The organism is Enterobacter sp. BIDMC92 (genome assembly GCF_001030225.1).
Classification (GTDB): Bacteria; Pseudomonadota; Gammaproteobacteria; order Enterobacterales; family Enterobacteriaceae; genus Enterobacter; species Enterobacter sichuanensis.
This window is the reverse complement of sequence record NZ_KQ087598.1, coordinates 653,003-674,129: the sequence shown is the minus strand read 5'-3', so window position 1 is coordinate 674,129 and position 21,127 is coordinate 653,003. Positions and strand designations below refer to the sequence as shown.

The following is a 21,127-nucleotide window of genomic DNA, read 5'->3' as shown; positions in this document are numbered from 1 at the left end:
AAGAGACAGAATTACTCTTTATCGCCCAGCAGAACGGATTCCAGCGCGATTTTGATCATATCGTTAAAGGTGGTCTGACGCTCGGCAGCGGTGGTCTGCTCGTGGGTACGGATGTGGTCAGACACGGTGCAGATGGTCAGCGCTTTCGCACCGAACTCAGCCGCGACGCCGTAGATGCCCGCCGCTTCCATTTCCACGCCCAGGATGCCGTATTTTTCCATCACGTCGAACATCTCGCCGCCGTCTGGTGCATAGAACAGGTCAGCGGAGAACAGGTTACCCACGCGCGCGTCCACGCCCAGCGCTTTTGCCGCGTCAACCGCGTTACGCACCATGCCGAAGTCGGCAATCGCCGCGAAGTCATGATCTTTAAAACGCATACGGTTAACTTTGGAATCGGTGCAGGCACCCATACCAATCACCACGTCACGCAGCTTAACGTCCATGCGCACCGCACCGCAGGAGCCGACGCGGATGATTTTCTTCACGCCGAAGTCGGTGATCAGCTCTTTGGTGTAGATAGAGCAGGACGGGATACCCATACCGTGGCCCATTACAGAGATTTTGCGGCCTTTGTAAGTCCCGGTGAAGCCCAGCATGCCGCGAACGTTGTTCACTTCACGCACGTCTTCGAGGAAAGTTTCTGCAATGTGCTTCGCGCGCAGCGGGTCGCCCGGCATCAATACGACGTCAGCGAAATCACCCATTTCTGCATTAATGTGAGGAGTTGCCATCTTCAGTTCCTTTTACATTGTTGTTTTTGCCGGGTGGCGGCTACGCCTTACCCGGCCTACATTCTCTTCTCCCTCTCCCTGTGGGAGAGGGTTGGGGTGAGGGCATCAGGCCGCACCCAACATCATTCAGAACATAGCCTTGCCATATTCCATGTCAGACGTACCAAAGTATTTCGCGATAGTCTGGCCGATGTCCGCGAAGGTTTCACGGTGACCGAGCGAACCGGGTTTCACTTTCGGGCCGTACACCAGCACCGGAATGTGCTCACGGGTGTGGTCGGTACCGGTCCAGGTTGGGTCACAGCCGTGGTCCGCGGTCAGGATCAGAATGTCATCTTCTCCTACCAACTCCATCAGCTCCGGCAGGCGGCGGTCAAACAGCTCCAGACCGGCTGCATAACCCGCTACGTCGCGACGGTGACCCCAGGAGGAGTCGAAGTCCACGAAGTTGGTAAAGACGATGGTGTTGTCGCCCGCATCTTTCATCTCTTTGATGGTGGCATCAAACAGCGCATCCAGACCGGTCGCTTTCACTTTCTTCGTGATACCGCAGTTGGCGTAAATATCCGCGATTTTACCCACGGAAACCACCTGACCGCCTTTTTCATCAACCAGCTTCTGCAGCACAGTAGGCGCCGGTGGCTCAACGGCCAGGTCATGACGGTTACCGGTACGCTGGAAATTACCCGCTTTGTCGCCGATAAACGGACGCGCGATAACGCGGCCAATGTTGTAGCCGCCTTCGGTCAGCTCTTCACGGGCGATTTCGCACAGCTCGTAGAGTTTATCCAGGCCAAACGTTTCTTCGTGGCAGGCTATCTGGAACACGGAGTCAGCAGAGGTGTAGAAAATCGGCTTGCCGGTTTTCATGTGCTCTTCGCCCAGCTCGTCCAGAATCACGGTACCGGAGGAGTGGCAGTTACCGAGGTAGCCCGACAGATTGGCACGCTTCACCAGCTTATCCAGCAGTTCCTGCGGGAAGCTGTTCTCGTGATCGGAGAAATAACCCCAGTCGAACAGCACCGGCACACCGGCGATTTCCCAGTGCCCTGACGGGGTGTCTTTACCGGAAGAGAGTTCGTGCGCCCAGGCGTAGGCACCCACTACTTCCGCGTTGCCGTCCATACCGGCGGCGATTTTGCCGGTAGAACCTTCATGCGCTTTGACCAAGCCGAGGCGGGTCAGGTTGGGTAGAGTCAGAGGGCCTTTACGACCGTTGTCCGCTTCGCCTTTTGCACAGGCTTCCGCGATGTGACCCATGGTATCGGAACCCACGTCACCAAAACGTTCTGCATCTTCGGTTGCGCCGATGCCGAATGAGTCCAGCACCATAATAAATGCACGTTTCATAATTGTTCTCCGTACGTAGTGCTTCAAAAATTATCGATCAGATCAGTATACCGCTATTCGGTGATACGGCGATAGACCGTCGGTGTGGTTTCTGGCGCTTTGTCATCAAGCACAATGGCCGCTTTCACCGCTTTCGCCGCTTCCTGCCAGCTGGCTTCGTCTTTCGCGTGGATCACCGCCAGCGGACGTTGGCCGTCAACGCTGTCGCCCAGGCGGGCCATATCGGTAAAGCCAACGCTGTAATCAATGGTGTCTGAGGCCTGACGACGACCGCCGCCCATCGAGACCACCGCCATACCCAACGCACGGGTGTCCATGGCGGAGACAAACCCTTCACTGTCGGCATACACTGCTTTGCTGAGCGTCGCGGTTGGCAGATATTTCGCGTATTGTTCAACAAAGTCGGTCGGGCCTTTCTGCGCCGCAACCATGCGGCCGAAGATCTCCGCCGCTTTGCCGTTGTCCAGCACCGCCTGCAGCTTCACACGCGCGTCAGCATCGTCTTTCGCCAGCTTGCCGGAGATCAGCATCTCCACGCACAGCGCCATGGTGACGTCGAACAGGCGCGGGTTACGGTATTCACCCGTCAGGAACTGCACCGCTTCACGCACTTCAACTGCGTTACCGGCGCTGGAGGCCAGCACCTGGTTCATGTCCGTCAGGAGCGCGGTGGTGCGCACGCCAGCGCCATTGGAGACGCCAACGATCGCTTCGGCCAGCGCTTCAGAGAGTTCATAGGTTGGCATAAACGCACCGCTGCCCACCTTCACGTCCATCACCAGCGCGTCCAGCCCTTCCGCCAGTTTCTTCGCCAGGATAGAGGCGGTGATCAGCGGGATGGAGTCAACGGTCGCGGTAATATCGCGGGTGGCGTAGAAACGTTTGTCTGCCGGAGCAAGTGAGCTGGTCTGGCCGATAATCGCCACACCAACGTCTTTAATAATGTCGCGGAAGCGGTTGTCATCCGGGAAGATATCGAAGCCCGGAATGGCTTCCAGTTTGTCGAGCGTACCGCCGGTGTGGCCCAGGCCGCGTCCGGAGATCATCGGAATGTAACCGCCGCAGGCGGCTACCATGGGGCCAAGCATCAGCGACGTCACATCGCCCACACCGCCGGTAGAGTGTTTGTCGACAATCGGGCCGTTAAGATTGAGGCTCTTCCAGTCCAGAACGGTTCCTGAATCTCGCATTGCCATGGTCAGCGAGACACGCTCGGGCATCGACATATCGTGGAAGAAGATGGTCATCGCCAGGGCCGCAATCTGCCCTTCAGAGATGGTGTTATCACGAATGCCGTTGATAAAGAAGCGAATCTCTTCGTCGCTTAATGCATGACCATCACGTTTTTTACGAATAATTTCTTGTGCGAGAAACACGGTAACCCCCATGAGGAATCGGGTGAAGGGTGGCGGGTACGGTTTACCCGACCACGATCCGGGTAGGCCGGGTAAGCGTAGCGCCACCCGGCAATTCAAACTCAGTAGCTGCTTGCGCTCTTGCCGTCGCCGTGTCCCAGCGCTTTCAGCAGGCTGGCCAGCAGGCTTGACGCGCCGAAGCGGTAGTGACGAGAATCAGCCCAGTCAGCGCCGAACAGTTCATCTGCAATGGCGAGGAATGTCTGTGCATCTTCAGCAGTACGCACGCCGCCCGCCGGTTTGAAGCCCACGGTTTTTTCCACGCCCATATCGCGGATCACTTCCATCATGATGCGTGCGCTTTCCGGGGTCGCGTTCACCGGCACTTTACCGGTTGAGGTTTTGATGAAATCGGCACCGGCTTTGATGGAAATTTCAGAAGCTTTACGGATCAACGCCTCTTCTTTCAGCTCGCCGGTTTCGATGATCACCTTAAGCAGCACGTTTGCCGCCGCGCAGGCCTCTTTACAGGCTTTCACCAGGTCAAAGCCCACCTGCTCGTTGCCGGCGATCAGCGCACGGTACGGGAAGACCACGTCAACTTCGTCTGCGCCGTAAGCAATCGCCGCACGGGTCTCAGCCAGCGCAATCTCGATATCGTCGTTGCCGTGCGGGAAGTTAGTCACGGTTGCAATGCGCACGTCCGGGGTACCCTGCTCTTTCAGCGTCTTACGGGCAATCGGGATAAAGCGCGGGTAGATACAGATGGCTGCAGTGTTACCGACGGGCGTTTTCGCCTGATGGCACAGGGCGATGACTTTTTCATTGGTGTCGTCATCGTTCAGGGTGGTCAGGTCCATCAGTTTCAACGCGCGCAGGCTGCTTGCAGTTAAATCGGTCATAACATTCTCCAACGGCAGTGCCGTATCAATTTTACCTTGCGGGTCTGTGAGTATTCTAACATCTACCCGCATCCACACTTCGACATTCATCACAGTTAATGAAAACTACGTGCAAATTTGCATTACTGTAATGAGATCTTCTTCAAACTTTAGTACGGAAATCGTCGACTAAAACAGCGATTCCCCCTGTCAGATCAAAAGCCCTGACGGGCCGGCTTCCTACAATCCGTTCACCATCCGCAGAATATTGAAGGAAGCGAACATGTCCCACGCCAGCCCCGACGCCCTGCAACAACGTTGCCAGCACATTGTGACAAGCACGGTGTTAACCCCGGAACAAAAACGGCATTTTCTGGCGCTGGAAGCGGAAAATAATCTGCCTTATCCGGCACTACCAGAGGCTGCCCGAGCCGCGCTGGACGAGGGGTTTATCTGCGACATGTTCGAAGGCCACGCGCCCTACAAACCCCGTTATGTTCTGCCGGATTACGCAACATTTCTGGCTAACGGTTCAGAGTGGCTGGAGCTTGAGGGGGCGAAAGATCTTGATGACGCCCTCTCGCTGTTAACCATCCTCTACCATCATGTTCCGTCCGTCACATCGATGCCGGTCTATCTCGGCCATCTCGATGCACTTCTGCAACCGTATGTTAGAATTCTAACACAAGACGAAATCGATATTCGAATAAAACGTTTCTGGCGTTACCTCGACCGCACCTTGCCCGACGCCTTTATGCACGCCAATATCGGCCCGGCAGATACGCCCGTCACGCGCGCCATTTTACGCGCTGACGCAGAGCTGAAGCAGGTCGCACCGAATCTGACGTTTATTTATGACCCGGAGATCACGCCTGACGATCTGCTGCATGCGGTCGCTAAAAACATTTGCAAATGCAGCAAACCGCATATTTCGAATGGCCCGATGAATGATAGAATTTTCACAAAAGGCCGTTACGGTGTCGTGAGTTGCTACAACTCCCTGCCGCTGGCTGGCGGTGGCAGTACCCTGGTGCGCCTCAACCTCAAAGCCATTGCCGAACACAGCACCTCCCTGGACGATTTTTTCACCCGTACGCTTCCCCACTACTGCCAGCAACAGATCGCCATCATCGATGCCCGCTGCGATTTTCTGTATCAACAGTCCGGCTTCTTTGAGAATAGCTTCCTGGTGAAAGAGGGGCTGATTGATGCCGATCGGTTTGTTCCCATGTTTGGCCTGTACGGCCTCGCGGAAGCGGTCAACGCGCTCTGTGAAAAAGCAGGTATCGCAGGGCGTTACGGCAAAGATGAGCAGGTCAACGCGCTGGGCTATCGCATCAGTGAACAGCTGGCGGCGTTTGTTGAAAATACGCCGGTGAAACATGGCTGGAAGCAGCGCGCGATGCTGCATGCGCAGTCGGGGATCAGCTCTGATTCGGGGACCACACCGGGCGCGCGTCTGCCCTATGGCGATGAGCCGGATCCCATCAGCCACCTGCTGGCCGTGGCCCCTCATCACCAGCACTATCATGCCGGGATAAGCGACATACTGACGCTGGATGAAACGGTAAAACGGAATCCGCAGGCGGTGGCTCAACTCTGTCTCGGCGCGTTCAACGCGGGCATGCGGGAATTTACGGCCAACGTCGCGGGTAACGATCTGGTCCGCGTGACCGGCTATATGGTGCGATTATCGGATCTGGAGAAATACCGGGAAGCAGGTTCGAGAACCAATACCACGTGGCTGGGTGAAGAGGCCGCGCGCAATACCCGTATTCTGGAACGACAGCCACGCGTGATAAGCCATGAACAGCAGATGCGCTTTAGTTAGTCAGGTCATTCCTTTTTCCTGCGTGGACGGGCCGGGCAGCCGGCTGGCCCTGTTCCTGCAGGGCTGCAACCTGCGCTGCAAAACCTGCCACAATCCGTGGACGATCGGCCGCTGCAACGACTGTGGAGACTGCGTTCCCCACTGCCCTCATGAAGCCCTTAGCATTCAGGCCGGACGCGTCTGGTGGCAGGAGAGTCACTGTCAGCAGTGCGATACCTGTCTGCACCTGTGCCAGCAACAGGCGACGCCCATGGCACACCGCCTGAGCGTGGAGGAGATCCTCGCGCAGATCCGCAAAGCAGCGCCATTTATTGAAGGCATCACCGTGAGTGGCGGTGAAGCCACGATGCAATTACCCTTTTTAGTCACGCTGTTCACCGCGATCAAAGCCGATCCTGCCCTGTGCCATCTCACCTGCCTGGTCGACAGCAACGGTCTGTTAAGTGAAACCGGCTGGCAAAAGCTGCTGCCGGTACTGGATGGCGCGATGCTGGATCTCAAGGCGTGGGGAAACGAACACCACCGCTTCCTGACCGGGCGCGATAACCCTCTGATCAAGCAAAGTATTCGCTGGCTGGCAGAACGTCATCGTTTGACGGAACTCCGTCTGCTGGTCATTCCGGAGCAGTGTGACTATCTGGAACAGCTCAAGCCGCTGACGACGTTTATCCATGGGCTTGGAAATGTGCCAGTGCGCATTAACGCCTTTCATGGGCAGGGTGTCTACGGTGAGGCGGCGTCCTGGCGCAGCGCTACGCCAGAGGACGTTGAACCGCTGGCGCAGGCACTGGAAAAACAGAAGATAACGGTGATCCGTCCGGCGCTGTATCTATAGCGTGATGCCAAATACTGACCGCGTATTCTCCAGCAGCGCATCGGCAATCACCTCTTCAGGCTCTTTTCGCAGTTCACAAAGGGAGGTAAACACGCGCGCCGCCTGTTCCGGGCGATTCGGCTGCCCCTGAAAACCGTTCAGCGGCATATCCGGTGCGTCGGTTTCCAGCAGCAGGGCCGACAAGGGCAGCTGGGTCATCACGTCGCGGGTTTTACTGGCCCGTGGATAGGTGATGGTGCCGCCCACGCCGATTTTATAGCCCAGTTCAATAAAACGCTGCGCCTGCTGCAGGCTGCCGGAGAAACCGTGTACAACACCTTTTCGCGGCAGATCGATGCGTTTCAGGTGCATTGCCAGCTTATCGTGCGTGCGTCGTGAGTGGAGGATCACCGGCAGATCGTGACGCTTCGCCAGCCTGAGCTGCGCGTCGAGGATCGTCTGCTGGCGCTCAAACTGCGGATCCTCACGGTAAAGATCGAGGCCGATCTCACCGATGGCGACAAGTTTGTCTCCTGCGGTCAGCAGTACCTCATCGAGCCTCTCAATATGCTCGTCAAGATGTCGCTCAATCACGATCGGATGCAGGCCAAGCGCGGCAAAGAGCGCGGGGTGTTGTGCTGAAAGCGCCAGCACGCGGGAAAAATAAGCCGCTTCAACTGAAGGCACAATAATGGCCTGAACGCCTGCCTCGGCGGCTTTCGCAATGCTTTGCGCTTCATCCCCTGTAAACGGCGGAAAATCGAAGTGGCAGTGGGTATCAACAAAGCGGTGCGTCACGCCAGATCCTCGTTATCTAATAAAGCGTCATTCGCCTGCGGGATATCCACCAGCGGCATCGTCAGGGCGTCGTTGGCCACAATCGCAGGCGGCGTAATAATGCGTTTATGCCGGTGAAGCGGCGGTTGCTCCGCCAGCATTTTTCCCACCGTCGCCAGGAAGTAGCGTCCGCATAGCCGGCCCGTTTTGTAATCCATGCGCAGCACAGGAATGCGGCTGCCCAGCGCCATGCTCAGCAGCGGCTTAGGGGGATAAATTTCAAAAATACGCAGCTTACCCGGCGGTTTTTCAATGAAACGCTGCATCGCGCCGTAGGTGGTTTCATGCTGCTTCGCGATATTCACCAGCGGCTGCAGACTGCTGTCGCCCAGCCAGCGCTCCATCCGCTTAAACCACTGCGGCGTGTAGTACATTTGCGACGGCACGGTACGGATCACCACAATGGTTTTCGCCCCGCGCCGGGCAGCTTCCTGCACCGGCACCGCGTCACTGATGCCGCCGTCCAGATAGCTAATGCCATCCAGTAGCGCACCGGTACGATAAAAACCGGGAATGGCGCTGGAGGCGCGAATGATATCCAGCCAGTTCTCCTTCTGAGGAGAAAAATAGCCCGGCGAATAGTCATCCCCCCGGCTGGCGCACATCCAGAATTCTTTACCGCTATCAAACAGGCGGGCAGCGGTGTCCATGGCCAGCGGCATCTGGCTGGAGGTCGACTCCAGCAGCCAGTCGAGGTCGATCAGGTTACCGCCGCGCACAAAGCGCAGCGGATTAAAAAATTCTTTTGCCGTGGTGTAGCGCATGATGACCTTGCGCGCGTAGCCAGGCTGGTTACAGACATAAGCAGAGAGGTTTTGCGCCCCGGCAGACGTGCCGAAGTACAGGTCAAACGGGTTGAATTGCGCGCGCATAAACTCATCCAGCACGCCAGCGGTGAAAATACCGCGCTGTCCGCCTCCCTCGCAAACGAGCGCGAGTTGGCCTGCGCGAAACGGCTTTAACGTCAGCGGCGCAATATTGCCGAGCGTAACGGGAATTCGTTGCCCCACCTCTGCTTTCCTGTTTTGATTATTTTATAACACCACAGTAACGCACCCGGCCGGCAACGCAAATAAGAAAAAGCCAGTCGCAGTGACTGGCTTTTCTTTGTTGACAGAATATTGCGTTTGCTACGGACGTCGACGTCCCGTAAACAGGCTGACCAGGAACAGAATAATACCGACAACGAAGACAATTTTAGCTGCCCATGCTGCAGTACCTGCCAGACCACCAAAGCCCAATGCGGCGGCAATTAACGCGATAACCAGAAATATAATGCCCCAACGAAACATAAGCTTCTCCTTTACCATAGTTAATGTCGGCCGCTAAACGTGAGCGCTCAGGTCGCTCACCGGCGTTTTTCCAGAGTCGTTCTTATTTCGCCCGCCGGATTCAGCCAGACGGGCGAATGGTCCAGATTTACTTCGCTTTCAGATCGTTTTTAACGCTTTTCACACCATCAATGGCTTTCGCAATAGATTCGGCGCGTTCAATTTGCGCCTGAGAATCAACCGTACCGGAAAGCTGTACCACACCATCGGTGGTTTCCACTTTCACCTTACGGGACGGCACGATGTCATCTGCTAAAAGTTTAGCTTTGATTTCGCTGGTGGTGGCAGCATCACCGGCATAACCTTTCACCGACGCGTTTTTGCTGTCACGAACGTGCAGTTTATCGCTAACGGAGGCGACACCTTCGACGCCCTTAGCCACTTTCACCGCCTGTTCCGCCTGAGCCTGGCTTTCGACAAAGCCGCTCAGCGTGACCACTTTCTTGTCGGTCTTCACGGAAATATCGGTGCTCTTGATGGCTTCGTCATCCACCAGTGCGGCTTTCACTTTTGCTGTGATTGAGCTGTCATCCATGAAATTGCCGACTTTATTCATAGAGCTATCGATTTTTTGCCCTGCGGTATCCGCCGTGGACTGTGCTTTATCCATGGTGCTGCTTTCCGCCAGCGCGGAGCCGCTAGCCAGAACGCTACCCAGTGTTACAGCCAGCAGAGTTTTAGAAATCTTCAGTCTTGTCATATTCATCGATCTATTCCTGTGTTTACCCGTTATTCGGGCTACATACTTCCTTAGTAGTTATATATATTGCGAATAAACACGCAGACGAAATGGATAACCTAAAGTCATGCATTGAACAGTCAATTTATCCATACCCGGTGCTAAACACTGAGTTAAATATAGATCACTCTCACAGAGCCGCTTTCAGATTCGGGTAAAAAACGTGCAAAAAGCGCGAAAATGCAGTGAATTAAGAACATTCCGCAAGGGATTAATAAGACAGGAATTAAAGAAGAGCACGGCGACTGCCGTGCTCTGAGAGGGGATTAGTGTTCGCGCGTTTTGCGGAACTGAACGTCAGGATAACGTTCCTGAGTCAGGTTGAGGTTCACCATGGTTGGCGCGATATAAGTCAGGTTATCACCGCCATCCAGCGCCAGCTGAACTTCATTCTTACGCTTAAATTCTTCGAATTTCTTCACGTCAGAACACTCAACCCAGCGCGCGGTCGCCACGTTCACTGATTCATAAATCGCTTCCACGTTGTATTCGCTCTTCAGGCGCGCAACAACCACGTCGAACTGCAGCACACCCACGGCCCCTACGATCAGATCGTTGTTGGCGATGGGGCGGAACACCTGCACCGCGCCCTCTTCGGAGAGCTGAACCAGGCCTTTCAGCAGCTGTTTCTGTTTCAGCGGATCCTTCAGACGAATACGACGGAACAGTTCCGGGGCGAAGTTCGGAATACCGGTGAACTTCATCATTTCACCCTGGGTGAAGGTATCGCCGATCTGAATCGTGCCATGGTTGTGCAGCCCGATAATGTCGCCCGGATACGCCTCTTCCACGTGCGAACGGTCGCCCGCCATAAAGGTCAGCGCGTCGGAGATCACCACATCTTTACCGATACGCACCTGGCGCAGCTTCATACCCTTTTCATATTTACCGGACACCACGCGCATAAAGGCCACGCGGTCGCGGTGTTTCGGGTCCATGTTGGCCTGGATTTTGAAGACAAAGCCGGTGAATTTCTCTTCTTTCGCTTCCACTTCACGGGTATCGGTTTTGCGTGGCATCGGCTGCGGCGCCCACTCCACCAGACCATCGAGCATGTGGTCAACGCCAAAGTTACCCAGCGCAGTACCGAAGAAGACCGGGGTGATTTCACCGCTCAGGAACAGATCTTTATCGAATTCGTGAGACGCGCCCTTCACCAGCTCCAGCTCGTCACGCAGCTGCGCGGCCAGCTCTTCACCAACAGCCGCGTCCAGATCCGGGTTGTCCAGACCTTTCACGATGCGCACTTCCTGAATAGTGTGGCCTTTACCGGTCTGGTACAGGTAAGTTTCGTCTTTGTAGAGGTGATACACCCCTTTGAACAGCTTACCGCAGCCAATGGGCCAGGTGATTGGCGCACAGGCGATTTTCAGCTCGTTTTCCACTTCATCCATCAGTTCCATCGGGTCACGGATGTCACGGTCGAGTTTGTTCATGAAGGTGAGGATCGGCGTATCGCGCAGACGGGTCACTTCCATCAGCTTACGTGTCCTGTCTTCTACCCCTTTCGCGGCGTCGATGACCATCAGACAGCAGTCCACCGCCGTCAGGGTACGGTAAGTATCTTCAGAGAAGTCTTCGTGGCCCGGGGTATCCAGCAGGTTCACCAGGCAGTCATGATACGGGAACTGCATCACGGAGGTGGTAATCGAAATACCACGCTGCTTTTCCATCTCCATCCAGTCAGATTTTGCATGCTGGCTGGAGCCACGGCCTTTAACGGTACCCGCAGTCTGGATAGCCTGTCCGAACAGTAACACCTTCTCGGTGATGGTCGTTTTACCGGCATCCGGGTGCGAGATAATGGCAAAAGTGCGGCGCTTGGCCACCTCTTGCAGATAAGGAGACAACGTCATAATCAAATCTTCTTATATAAGCGCGGCAGCACGCCACGCATCATGGAATACAAAATTGCGGCTATTTTACCCATCAACAGGGGGCAGGCAATCATTGTTTACACAGGAGTTGCTCCAGTTCGTTCAACGACGTCACGGTCCAGGTCGGCTCGATGCCTTCAGGCTTCACGCGGCCATGCGCGTTAAGCCAGACGGTCGACAAACCGGCATTCATGCCGCCCAGAATATCTGACTCTGCGGTGTCACCCACCATCAGGACGCGATCGCGGTCAGGGTTGCCGGCCTGCGCCAGCGCATAATCGAAAATACGCGGATCCGGTTTCGGCACGCCGACCTCTTCCGAGATCACCAGCGCGTCGAAATGATCGCGCAGGCCGGTACGCTCAAGGCGGATCTGCTGCAGGGCGGTAAAACCGTTGGTGATGATCCCCAGTTTTACTTTGCCTTTTAGTGCATTCAACAACGACACCGCCCCCGGCAGCGGCGCACAGATATCGGCCATGGCGTTCAGGAAGGCCTCGTTTAGCGTTCCCGGACTGACATTTAAGCGTTCCGCCCAGACGTCAAAGCGCTGATGCTGAAGCTGTAACGCAGTGATGGCACCGTTCTGATAATCCACCCACAGCGGTTTGTTGACCGCCTGATAGTTCTGAAAATCCTCAGCGGTGAAGGTCACGCTATAGTCGAGAAACATCCGCTGTAGACCCCCGAACGAATCGAACGTAAACAGCGTTTCGTCGGCGTCAAAGAAAATCCAGTCCCATTTCATCGTTACAACCTTATTTTCGTTATCCAATCGGCAGAGCCATAATAATGGCGTCTTCACGTCCCTCTGCGGTGGGGTAGTAGTTACGGCGGATTGTCGCCTCGTTAAAGCCTAAGCTTTCATAGAGCGCGATGGCGGCGACATTCGACGCGCGCACCTCCAGCCACAGGGTGAAAACGTCACGGGTTTCAAGCTCACGGATGAGGTGCGTAAGCAGTTCTCTTCCCAGCCCACGGCGCTGAAACGCAGGATCAACCGCGATATTAAACAGCGTCGCCTCATCCAGAACAACCTGCGTAATCGCGAAGGCGGCCATGGTGCCGTCAACATCCAGGCGGTAGTTGAGATACCGTTCGCCCTGATTACTGGCGAAGGTTTTTTCGCTCCACGGAAACGCATGGGCGCGTGTTTCAATCGCAAACGCTGTGGTCAGGTCAGGCGTCGTGAGGGAAGAAATCGTGTTCATATTCGCAGATTTGTTGCCATAGCGCGCTTCGCGCTTTTGGGTTGGCTTTCAGTTCGTCCAGCGCTGGCGTGCAGATCTGGCTTCCCTGGAGCGGGATCGCATTTGCCTCTCCAATACGCCAGCTGTTACAGCGGCTGTCAGGAGGCAGCATAGCGACCCGCTCTGGCGTCAGCTGTAAAACCTGGTCGGCCGTCAGCTTCAGGCTGCGAAGGACATCACCGATCAGGGGTTCATTCAGGGCAGGCAGTTCTTCCGCCACCATCACCAGGCGAACGTGCGCCGGGATGGAGATAGCGATTTCGCCCTGCAACGCCGTCGGGCGACGCAAAGCCCACTGGGTAATGCCCAGCTGCTGCAACTGCCAGTCTCGTCGGGATGTCATAGGGAAAACTCCTGTCTCTCAGGCGCGCAAATATAGCAAATGTGTCGAAACTGCGCCATCTACCTACTATAATCCCCGCCTGAGTTTATTGAGGAACAATTCATGTCTGCATTTACCCCGGCAAGTGAAGTCTTGCTGCGTCACAGTGATGATTTCGAAGAAAGCCGTATTCTGTTTGCCGGAGATATGCAGGATGACCTGCCCGCGCGTTTCGACTGTGCTGAAAGCCGTGCCCACACCCAATATTACCATCACTGGCAGGTGCTGAGCCGCCAGATGGGTGAGCGCGCACGCTTTAGCCTGGTGGCAGAGCAGAGCGATATCGCCGACTGCGATACGCTGATCTACTACTGGCCGAAGAACAAACCGGAAGCCCAGTTCCAGCTGATGAACCTGCTCTCCCTGCTGCCGGTCGGCTGCGATATTTTCGTCGTCGGTGAGAACCGCAGCGGCGTGAGAAGCGCAGAGCAGATGCTGGAAGAGTATGCCCCGCTGAATAAAGTCGACAGTGCCCGCCGCTGTGGTCTGTACCATGGCCGTCTGGAAAAACAGGCAACATTTGATGCCGCGACATTCTGGGACGAATACACGCTTGACGGTTTGACCATTAAAACCCTGCCGGGCGTGTTCAGCCGTGACGCCCTGGATGCGGGCAGCAAGCTGCTGCTTTCCACCCTCACGCCGCATACCAAAGGCAAAGTGCTGGATGTCGGCTGCGGTGCGGGCGTGCTGGCAACCGTGCTCGCCAGCCATTCACCAAAAGTCCGTTTAACCCTGTGTGACGTCAGCGCACCGGCGGTAGAGGCCAGCCGCGCAACGCTTGCCGCTAACGGTATTGAAGGCGACGTGATTGCCAGTAACGTCTTTTCTGATGTCACCGGTCGTTTTGATATGATCATCTCTAACCCACCGTTCCACGACGGTATGGAGACCAGCCTCGAAGCCGCGCAAACGCTGATCCGTGGTGCAGTGCGCCATCTCAACAGCGGCGGTGAATTGCGCATCGTCGCGAACGCCTTCCTGGCATACCCGAAAGTGCTGGATGAAACCTTCGGCTTCCACGAAGTCATCGCACAGACGGGACGTTTTAAAGTCTACCGCACCGTGATGACCCGTCAGGCCAAAAAGTAATCCCTCCCTCCAGGCCGGATAAGCGAAAGCGCCATCCGGCTATACACAACGCGCCTATCGGCCATTTTTGCATCAATCAAGGCATCACGCGCACTTTTCTGTTGACGTAAAGCTGAAAACATCTAGAATGCGCCTCCGTGGTTACGATACTTTTACAGTATCGATGGTATGCGAAGGTGGCGGAATTGGTAGACGCGCTAGCTTCAGGTGTTAGTGTCCTTACGGATGTGGGGGTTCGAGTCCCCCCCCTCGCACCAACGAGGCGATATCAAACCAGTAAGATGACTGTGCGAAGGTGGCGGAATTGGTAGACGCGCTAGCTTCAGGTGTTAGTGTCCTTACGGATGTGGGGGTTCGAGTCCCCCCCCTCGCACCAATTATCTTACACCCCTTCTGAGTGTTCTCTTCTCCCTGTTATTTCAGACTCATCAGTATCACCAGCATTGCACTGACCAGTGCGACACAGGATGGCAGTAACACAAAGTGACGCAGTTGCTTGTGCCAAATCATGGCTGACGTGACCAATAGCCCTGCCACGATAATGGCTTTCCAGACAGCAAGGGAGAGATCGGCAAACATCAACCCGCCGAGAACGGCTCCCGGTAGCAATACCCCCCAACCACTTCCCAGCGCCCTGTGCAGCATGGTTCCGCCTCTTACAATGGTAATGATAACCAATATCATATGACAAAGATTATCATTTGTCAGCTGAATGAATTAAAAACCACCGACCTTTACCTTTCCCGTAATGACAGGAATTGCCTAAGGTGATAAATTGCGCACCTGTTAACAACATCTAAAGATTTTCTGATAATTACTCTTTGAGTTTTTTTCATATTTTATTGCGAAACAACACCTACTTATTTGTTTTAATTAAATTTTAATAAAAACACACGACTATGACATCACAATCCTGGCGGTCTTTGGTTCACAGAAAATATCAATTATCGTTACGTTTATTTTTATTTCTGAACGCAACCTCTGCAGTGTTCTCGGTAACAAATCCGCTCAATTCGGTACGCGTGTTATCTGCCCCCCTGATTGCTATTTTCTCCATCAGTACCGGTCTGTTCGTCTGGCACTGGAGAAAGAGAGCGCGGAAGATCAATATTCCTGTCGTTTCAGCAATCTTCGGTATTTTGTGGGCCTGGCAAATTGCCTCCAAATTCGCCTTAATTACCCACGACCAAACGACCTATTTGTTAATCGCCCTGTTAACCGTGCTTTTTATCGGGACGCTGGCATTCGCCAGTAATATCAAAGCATTTACCCTGCACTCACTGCCCGCGTTTATTGTCTGCCTGTGGCTAAGTGAGCACGATATATGGCTGAGAATGTCCTACTCTTTCGCACTTCCTGTCGTGGCAATTGCCATACATAACATTTTGCAACGACGTAACGATCGTTTCGCGCAGGAGTTGCTCTCTCGCTTGCTGGAAGAACGAGAGACCCTGACCGACCTGAGCATGATGGATCCTCTTACCGGACTCTATAATCGTCGTGGTCTGCAAAGCCGTCTGGAAAACCTGCCGACGGTAGAAAATGGCGAGCACTTCGTCCTGCTGATGGATATCGATCACTTCAAAGCCTATAACGACCACTATGGTCATATGATGGGCGACCAGGCACTGAAACGTGTCTCTGCCGCCATCCGCGATGCCGTACGTTCTCGCGATATTGTGGCGCGTTTTGGTGGGGAAGAATTTATGGTGCTGCTGACCAATATTTCCCTTGAGCATGCCCGCCAGACTGCAGAGCGGATCCGTCAGAAAGTTTACGATTTGAAAATCCCGCATTTGTTTAACGAAAGCGTCGCGACAAATGTCACCATCAGCATTGGTATCGCCATTTTCGAGAATGACGACGTAGAAGGCGCGCTGGAAAAAGCGGATAAAGCGCTCTACGAAGCCAAGCATATGGGGCGCAACAATATTCTGTTGAGTGAAGAGTTGCAGACGGCGTAAACACGACGGCAACGTCACCAGGACAAAAGTCTTGCCATTGGTATGAGCAATAGTTAGGATTGGCAATCATTATCATTTAGATTTCTATCCAAACTATGGCCACGCATACCGCACATATTGTCGAGCCCCTCCTCTGGCGAGCCCCCCTCACCAGCGGGAATGGTTCGCTTGCGGATGCCATACGGGATAAGATTGCCAAAACGCGCGCCCACCTGCTGGACTTTATCCGGCTTGATGAAGCGCACCCGCATCACGCCATGACGCTCGCAGAGTGGCGTCAACCGGCAAAACTGCAATCGCTGCTTGCCACCTATTCCGACCATATTTATCGCAATCAGCCTGCCATGACGCGGGAAAATAAGCCCCTGCTCTCTCTCTGGGCGCAATGGTATATCGGACTGATGGTACCTCCGCTGATGCTGGCGCTGTTAACCCAGAAGAGCATGCTGGAACTCTCACCTGAGCATTTCCACGTCGAGTTTCACGAAACCGGACGCGCGGCCTGTTTCTGGATTGATCTTCATGAAGACCAGAGCGCAGAGCGACTGACTGCCCGGGAACGTATGGAGCTGTTGATCACACGGGCGCTGATCCCGGTCGTGGATGCGCTGGAAGCCACGGGAGAGATTAACGGGAAGCTTATCTGGAGCAATACCGGCTATTTAATCCACTGGTATCTCACGGAAATGAAGCCGCTGCTCGGTGAGGAGAGTGTTGATGCTCTGCGTCAGTCCTGTTTCTTTGCAAAACAGCTTTCCGACGGCCGAGACAACCCGTTATTCCGTACCGTTGTCCTTCGTGATGGGCTTCTGGTGCGCCGCACCTGCTGCCAGCGCTATCGCCTGCCGGACGTTAAGCAGTGCGGGGATTGCACGCTGAAATAGTCGGGCTCAGCCTGATGCCCTCACCCTAGCCCTCTCCCACGGGGAGAGGGAACAAACACTAAAAACGGCAACCTGCGTTGCCGTTTTGCTTTTACCTAAGCCACCTGCTGATTATCCTCTTCCGCATTACGCTGTGCTTCTTCCGCTTCCTGCTCCAGCAGCTGTTTCTCGTAAACTTTGAAGAACGGGAAGTAGATGATTGCCGATACGCAGGCCAGAACCACAACCAGGATCGCCGCGCGGAAATCCCATCCCAGGGCCCACGCTGCGCCTATCGGCGCCGGTGCCGTCCAGGGTACCACTGAGATGACGCGGCCAATCAGATCAAAGGTCATTGCCGCCCAGGCCAGCACAGCGTTGACCATCGGTGCCAGCAGGAAGGGGATAAAGAACACCGGGTTCATCACGATCGGCGTACCGAAAATGACCGGTTCGTTGATGTTAAAGAAGCTGGGCACCACACTTAAACGCCCGATAGAGCGTAAATGAGCGGAACGGCTGCGCAGATAGCAAATCACCAGCCCCATTGTGGCGCCCGACCCGCCAATCACGATAAAGAACGTCCAGAACGCTTCCATGAAAATATGCGGCAGAGGCTGACCGGCGGCCAGCGCGGTCTGGTTTGCGCCAAGGTTAGTCAGCCAAAACATCTGCAGCATCCCGGAGACGATAGCGGCACCGTGGATCCCGGCGAACCACAGCAGATGACCAATCAGCACGGCCAGCAGAATGGCTGGCAGCGAATCTGCCGCGGAAACCAGTGGTTTAAAGACCGACATAATCGCCTGTGGGATCAGCATGCCAAACTGTGACTGAATCACCAGACTGAGCGGATAGAGTGTCAATACAACCACCAGCACCGGGATCAACAGATCAAAAGAGTTTTTGATCATCGGTGGAACCTGGTCCGGAAGACGAATACCGATGTTATGCGCTTTAAGGAAACGCATCATCTCAACGCAGTAAATGGCCACCAGAATCGCCGTAAAAATCCCTGTTCCACCCAGGCTGTCGACGGGCAGCGTGCCTTTGGTTTTCGGTGCCGCAACAAGCAGAAACGCCATCAGCGACAGCATGGCGCACATAAACGGATCCAGCTGATGTGATTTGACGTAGTGTTTACCCAGGTTGTAGGCAATGGCCGCACAAATATAGATGGACATAATACCCATCGTCATATCAAACGGCGTCAGGATCTGGCCTTCAAATTGCTTCGCCATATTCAGCCAGGCGCGTGCGAAGCCCCAGGTGGTATCCGGCGAAAATGGAGGGTAAGCGAACACTAATAAAAAAGAACCCACAATCATAAATGGCATCGCGGAGATAAACCCATCGCGGATAGCCATAACATGACGCTGGGAAGAGATCCGCCCGGCAATCGGGCTGACGTAATTTTCAACGAAACGGAATATCAGGTTAAACGCAGCATGGTTGGCAGACATGGCAGATCTCCTGTCAGACGTTTATTACAGGCGCATTCGCGCCGTACGTTGTTCCATAAATTAGCTTCACAACCTTGCTGGCTTGTGTACCCGCGGTACTGCTCAGACGAAATGGTTTCATAATTTGCTCTTATTATTGGATACAGGGGACGTTACGTACTCAGTATTAATCTACGCACCACGCTCTGCAACCGGTTACTGTAACCGGTTTCTGTGATTGTGAAGGGGATCCAGAATTTTGCCGTCCGGGATCTTTGTTACTTAAGAGATATTTACAGAGCATAATTTCTTATGACAGATTACGCAGGATATTTGTCAGGAGGAAACAATGAGTTTGCAGTCTGTACAGCAGTTTTTTGCCGACAACGCGCCGGATATAGACATCATCGAGCTTAGCCAGAGTACTGCTACCGTTGCGTTGGCTGCTGCCGCCCATCGTGTTGAGCCGGGACAGATCGCCAAAACCCTGTCACTGAAGGTGAAGAATGAAGTGATTCTGGTGGTGGCGAAAGGCGATGCGCGTCTGGATAACAAAAAACTGAAAGACACCTTTGGTGCGAAAGCGCGCATGCTCAGCAGTGATGAAGTAGTTACCATTACCGGTCATCCGGTTGGCGGTGTGTGCCCGTTCGGACTGGAAAATCCACTCGCGGTCTACTGCGATATCTCTTTAAAGCAGTATGCTGAAGTGCTGCCAGCCGCAGGTGCCATCCACAGTGCTGTGCGTATTTCACCTGACAGAATGGCAGAGCTGACTTCCGCAAAATGGGTTGATGTCTGCATCTGACCGAAGCGCCAGAGCCCATCTGGCGCGTATAAGAAGGATTATAAAAATGTGGCCTTGCTGAGGGCCAAACTTTGCGGATCCCTTGCCGGAAGATGGGTAAGAATATCCGCCGCATCGAGTAGCCCTACGTCAGAATTGACCCCCAGCTTCACCATCGCATTAAACTTGTGCGCCCGGATGGTCTTAATATTGCGTTCAAGCTCAGCCGCGATTTCAGGAATGGAATAACCGCAAGACATGTAACGTAGAATTGCCCTTTCCGTTGGGCTTAACATCCTGTTTTGACTGTGGTACCAGTGATTGAGCATATTGTCATTGATGCGCAGCGTTTCATTCAACAACACCACGAATTCATTTTGCAACTGCTCAAGCGTCATTGACTTACTGACCACGCCGTGAAGACGTGACGGCGAAAGATGGCTAATTAACCGAGCCTCTGTCACATCAGAGACCAGGATAATGCGCTGGATATGGCTATGCGTGAACGCGAGGTCCCGCAGATGTGCCAGGCAGTTACGCCGTTCTTCTCGCGCATCGGAAAGTGAATAGATGAGCGAGAAAAAATTGACCTGATGAAGCGCCTTCTTAAAGCTGTCAAATTCACTGAACAGGTGCAGCTGATAATGGTTCAGCGTGGACAGAGTAAAAAGATTCTGTAACCCAATAGCACTCATCGTGCAATTTTCGATGACGGCGATATGTCTTGGTGAATCGGTTTTTTCCATTCCTCGAACTCTCCATAGGCTGACATTAAACTCAGCTCTCTCATTCCCTGCGTACTGTTGATCCAGGCGTACATATCGGCATTACTTCGTAAGGAGAGCCGTCGCATCGCACTGTTTTTTTGGGCACTAATCGTTTTATTGCTCTTCTTGAGCAACGTGGCGATTTGGTTAATACCCCATCCCTTACCCAACAGCCGTAATACCTTGCGTTCGGAGTGGGTGAGCGCGATAAATGACTCGTCTTCTTCTTCCACTCCCTGAGGTTCCGGGGTTAATAACGTCTGGCTTATCCGCTCCGCCCGTTCGCGACCAGCCCGAATAGCCGCCACCACGCCTTCAATCGGCTCCATTTCAGAAAGCAACGTGCTTTCTGGCCGCATCAGTAGCTCAACGGCAACAGGATATAGCGGGCGCGAAACTAAAAAGATCCAGTGAATTTCCCGATATTGATTCAATAATGCGTAATACTCTTCGAGCGTGCCCCGAGGATTCCTGTATTCACCTGAAATATCGGCAATAATGACATCTGCGCGGCGTAGCTGAAGCAGGGTTAACTCCTGCAGTGAACGGCAATACGTCAATTCAACATCAGGGAAATGACGTGACATCACGCCCCCTAACCCATTTTGCATGACGGGTATCCGGCTAATAACCACGCCATGCTTACCATGCAATGACAACATAGACCCTCCGTGTCCATTTTTCCTAGAATGCGTAACGTCAAAACACATCGTTCTATCACTATTTTCGTCCCTGAGTATAAAACCGATTAATACAAGCAGAAGATGAGATATGTTTTTTAGTTTAGAAAATGCCTAAAACAACGGTAATATCTCACAAAGCGCAAATAAA

Annotated in this window: 22 protein-coding genes and 2 tRNA genes; 8 read left to right on the top strand and 16 right to left on the bottom strand. The window is 54.0% G+C overall.

Features of this window, described 5'->3' with window-relative positions:
• Positions 1 to 11: 11 nt before the first annotated feature.
• The 4 genes from deoD to deoC form a co-directional block, all read right to left on the bottom strand.
• Entirely contained in the window at positions 12 to 734 is a 723-nt protein-coding gene (deoD, locus tag SP99_RS03095) for a purine-nucleoside phosphorylase (RefSeq protein ID WP_013095492.1), read from the bottom strand.
• Positions 735 to 860: 126 nt separating this feature from the next.
• Positions 861 to 2,084, bottom strand: coding sequence for a phosphopentomutase (gene deoB / locus SP99_RS03090; RefSeq protein ID WP_047957714.1), 1,224 nt, complete (start codon positions 2,082 to 2,084; stop codon positions 861 to 863).
• 53 nt (positions 2,085 to 2,137) lie between these two features.
• Positions 2,138 to 3,460, bottom strand: a complete 1,323-nt coding sequence (deoA, locus tag SP99_RS03085) for a thymidine phosphorylase (protein ID WP_047957713.1) — start codon at positions 3,458 to 3,460, stop codon at positions 2,138 to 2,140.
• 101 nt (positions 3,461 to 3,561) lie between these two features.
• On the bottom strand, positions 3,562 to 4,341 hold the full coding sequence (deoC, locus tag SP99_RS03080; protein WP_032672469.1) for a deoxyribose-phosphate aldolase: 780 nt from the start codon (positions 4,339 to 4,341) through the stop codon (positions 3,562 to 3,564).
• Between the two features lie 262 nt (positions 4,342 to 4,603).
• On the opposite strand from deoC, the gene SP99_RS03075 reads away from it, so the two are divergent.
• On the top strand, positions 4,604 to 6,151 hold the full coding sequence (locus SP99_RS03075) for a YjjI family glycine radical enzyme (RefSeq protein ID WP_047957712.1): 1,548 nt from the start codon (positions 4,604 to 4,606) through the stop codon (positions 6,149 to 6,151).
• A complete protein-coding gene (locus SP99_RS03070) occupies positions 6,126 to 6,986 on the top strand; it encodes a YjjW family glycine radical enzyme activase (RefSeq protein WP_047957711.1) in 861 nt (286 codons plus the stop codon). Before SP99_RS03075 ends, SP99_RS03070 begins: the two co-directional genes overlap by 26 nt.
• On the opposite strand, the gene SP99_RS03065 is transcribed toward SP99_RS03070, so the two are convergent.
• From SP99_RS03065 to SP99_RS03035, 8 genes are all read right to left on the bottom strand, one after another.
• Complete coding sequence (locus SP99_RS03065; protein ID WP_047957710.1) at positions 6,981 to 7,763, bottom strand: TatD family hydrolase; 783 nt, start codon at positions 7,761 to 7,763, stop codon at positions 6,981 to 6,983. The two genes, SP99_RS03070 and SP99_RS03065, sit on opposite strands and share 6 nt — an antisense overlap.
• Positions 7,760 to 8,812: a patatin-like phospholipase family protein gene (locus SP99_RS03060; protein WP_047957709.1), complete on the bottom strand. Its 1,053-nt coding sequence runs from the start codon at positions 8,810 to 8,812 to the stop codon at positions 7,760 to 7,762. The genes SP99_RS03065 and SP99_RS03060 overlap by 4 nt, the downstream gene beginning before the upstream one ends.
• Positions 8,813 to 8,932: 120 nt before the next feature.
• A complete protein-coding gene (locus SP99_RS23030; protein WP_003856556.1) occupies positions 8,933 to 9,094 on the bottom strand; it encodes a DUF1328 domain-containing protein in 162 nt (53 codons plus the stop codon).
• A 127-nt stretch (positions 9,095 to 9,221) separates the two neighbouring features.
• A complete protein-coding gene (gene osmY / locus SP99_RS03055) occupies positions 9,222 to 9,839 on the bottom strand; it encodes a molecular chaperone OsmY (protein WP_047957708.1) in 618 nt (205 codons plus the stop codon).
• A gap of 299 nt (positions 9,840 to 10,138) precedes the next feature.
• Positions 10,139 to 11,728, bottom strand: a complete 1,590-nt coding sequence (gene prfC / locus SP99_RS03050) for a peptide chain release factor 3 (RefSeq protein ID WP_045284844.1) — start codon at positions 11,726 to 11,728, stop codon at positions 10,139 to 10,141.
• 91 nt (positions 11,729 to 11,819) lie between these two features.
• Positions 11,820 to 12,497, bottom strand: a complete 678-nt coding sequence (gene yjjG / locus SP99_RS03045; RefSeq protein ID WP_047957707.1) for a pyrimidine 5'-nucleotidase — start codon at positions 12,495 to 12,497, stop codon at positions 11,820 to 11,822.
• Between the two features lie 19 nt (positions 12,498 to 12,516).
• Positions 12,517 to 12,960, bottom strand: coding sequence for a ribosomal protein S18-alanine N-acetyltransferase (gene rimI, locus SP99_RS03040; RefSeq protein WP_025757481.1), 444 nt, complete (start codon positions 12,958 to 12,960; stop codon positions 12,517 to 12,519).
• On the bottom strand, positions 12,929 to 13,342 hold the full coding sequence (locus tag SP99_RS03035) for a DNA polymerase III subunit psi (protein WP_025757479.1): 414 nt from the start codon (positions 13,340 to 13,342) through the stop codon (positions 12,929 to 12,931). Before SP99_RS03035 ends, rimI begins: the two co-directional genes overlap by 32 nt.
• Positions 13,343 to 13,444: 102 nt before the next feature.
• On the opposite strand from SP99_RS03035, the gene rsmC reads away from it, so the two are divergent.
• The 3 genes from rsmC (at position 13,445) to SP99_RS03020 (ending at position 14,849) form a co-directional block, all read left to right on the top strand.
• Entirely contained in the window at positions 13,445 to 14,473 is a 1,029-nt protein-coding gene (rsmC, locus tag SP99_RS03030) for a 16S rRNA (guanine(1207)-N(2))-methyltransferase RsmC (RefSeq protein WP_025757477.1), read from the top strand.
• 170 nt (positions 14,474 to 14,643) lie between these two features.
• Positions 14,644 to 14,730: transfer RNA gene (locus SP99_RS03025), tRNA-Leu, on the top strand.
• A 32-nt stretch (positions 14,731 to 14,762) separates the two neighbouring features.
• Positions 14,763 to 14,849: transfer RNA gene (locus SP99_RS03020), tRNA-Leu, on the top strand.
• Positions 14,850 to 14,887: 38 nt separating this feature from the next.
• Here the strand turns inward: SP99_RS03020 and SP99_RS03015 are convergent.
• Positions 14,888 to 15,157, bottom strand: a complete 270-nt coding sequence (locus SP99_RS03015; protein WP_072049130.1) for a DUF1435 domain-containing protein — start codon at positions 15,155 to 15,157, stop codon at positions 14,888 to 14,890.
• Positions 15,158 to 15,372: 215 nt separating this feature from the next.
• Between SP99_RS03015 and SP99_RS03010 the strand changes: the two genes are divergently transcribed.
• Together SP99_RS03010 and fhuF are read left to right on the top strand one after the other, a co-directional pair.
• Positions 15,373 to 16,437 (top strand): GGDEF domain-containing protein, encoded by a 1,065-nt coding sequence (locus SP99_RS03010; protein WP_025757474.1) that lies wholly within the window; start codon positions 15,373 to 15,375, stop codon positions 16,435 to 16,437.
• 95 nt (positions 16,438 to 16,532) lie between these two features.
• A complete protein-coding gene (gene fhuF / locus SP99_RS03005) occupies positions 16,533 to 17,321 on the top strand; it encodes a siderophore-iron reductase FhuF (protein ID WP_025757472.1) in 789 nt (262 codons plus the stop codon).
• Positions 17,322 to 17,416: 95 nt separating this feature from the next.
• Here fhuF and SP99_RS03000 read toward each other — a convergent pair whose 3' ends face one another.
• Positions 17,417 to 18,763, bottom strand: coding sequence for a PTS sugar transporter subunit IIC (locus SP99_RS03000; RefSeq protein WP_047957705.1), 1,347 nt, complete (start codon positions 18,761 to 18,763; stop codon positions 17,417 to 17,419).
• A gap of 328 nt (positions 18,764 to 19,091) precedes the next feature.
• Between SP99_RS03000 and SP99_RS02995 the strand changes: the two genes are divergently transcribed.
• Complete coding sequence (locus tag SP99_RS02995; protein WP_047957704.1) at positions 19,092 to 19,550, top strand: YbaK/EbsC family protein; 459 nt, start codon at positions 19,092 to 19,094, stop codon at positions 19,548 to 19,550.
• A 38-nt stretch (positions 19,551 to 19,588) separates the two neighbouring features.
• Here the strand turns inward: SP99_RS02995 and bglJ are convergent, their stop codons facing one another.
• Positions 19,589 to 20,224, bottom strand: coding sequence for a DNA-binding transcriptional activator BglJ (bglJ, locus tag SP99_RS02990; RefSeq protein ID WP_047957703.1), 636 nt, complete (start codon positions 20,222 to 20,224; stop codon positions 19,589 to 19,591).
• Positions 20,221 to 20,958: a helix-turn-helix transcriptional regulator gene (locus SP99_RS02985; protein ID WP_025757468.1), complete on the bottom strand. Its 738-nt coding sequence runs from the start codon at positions 20,956 to 20,958 to the stop codon at positions 20,221 to 20,223. The genes bglJ and SP99_RS02985 overlap by 4 nt, the downstream gene beginning before the upstream one ends.
• Positions 20,959 to 21,127: the final 169 nt, after the last annotated feature.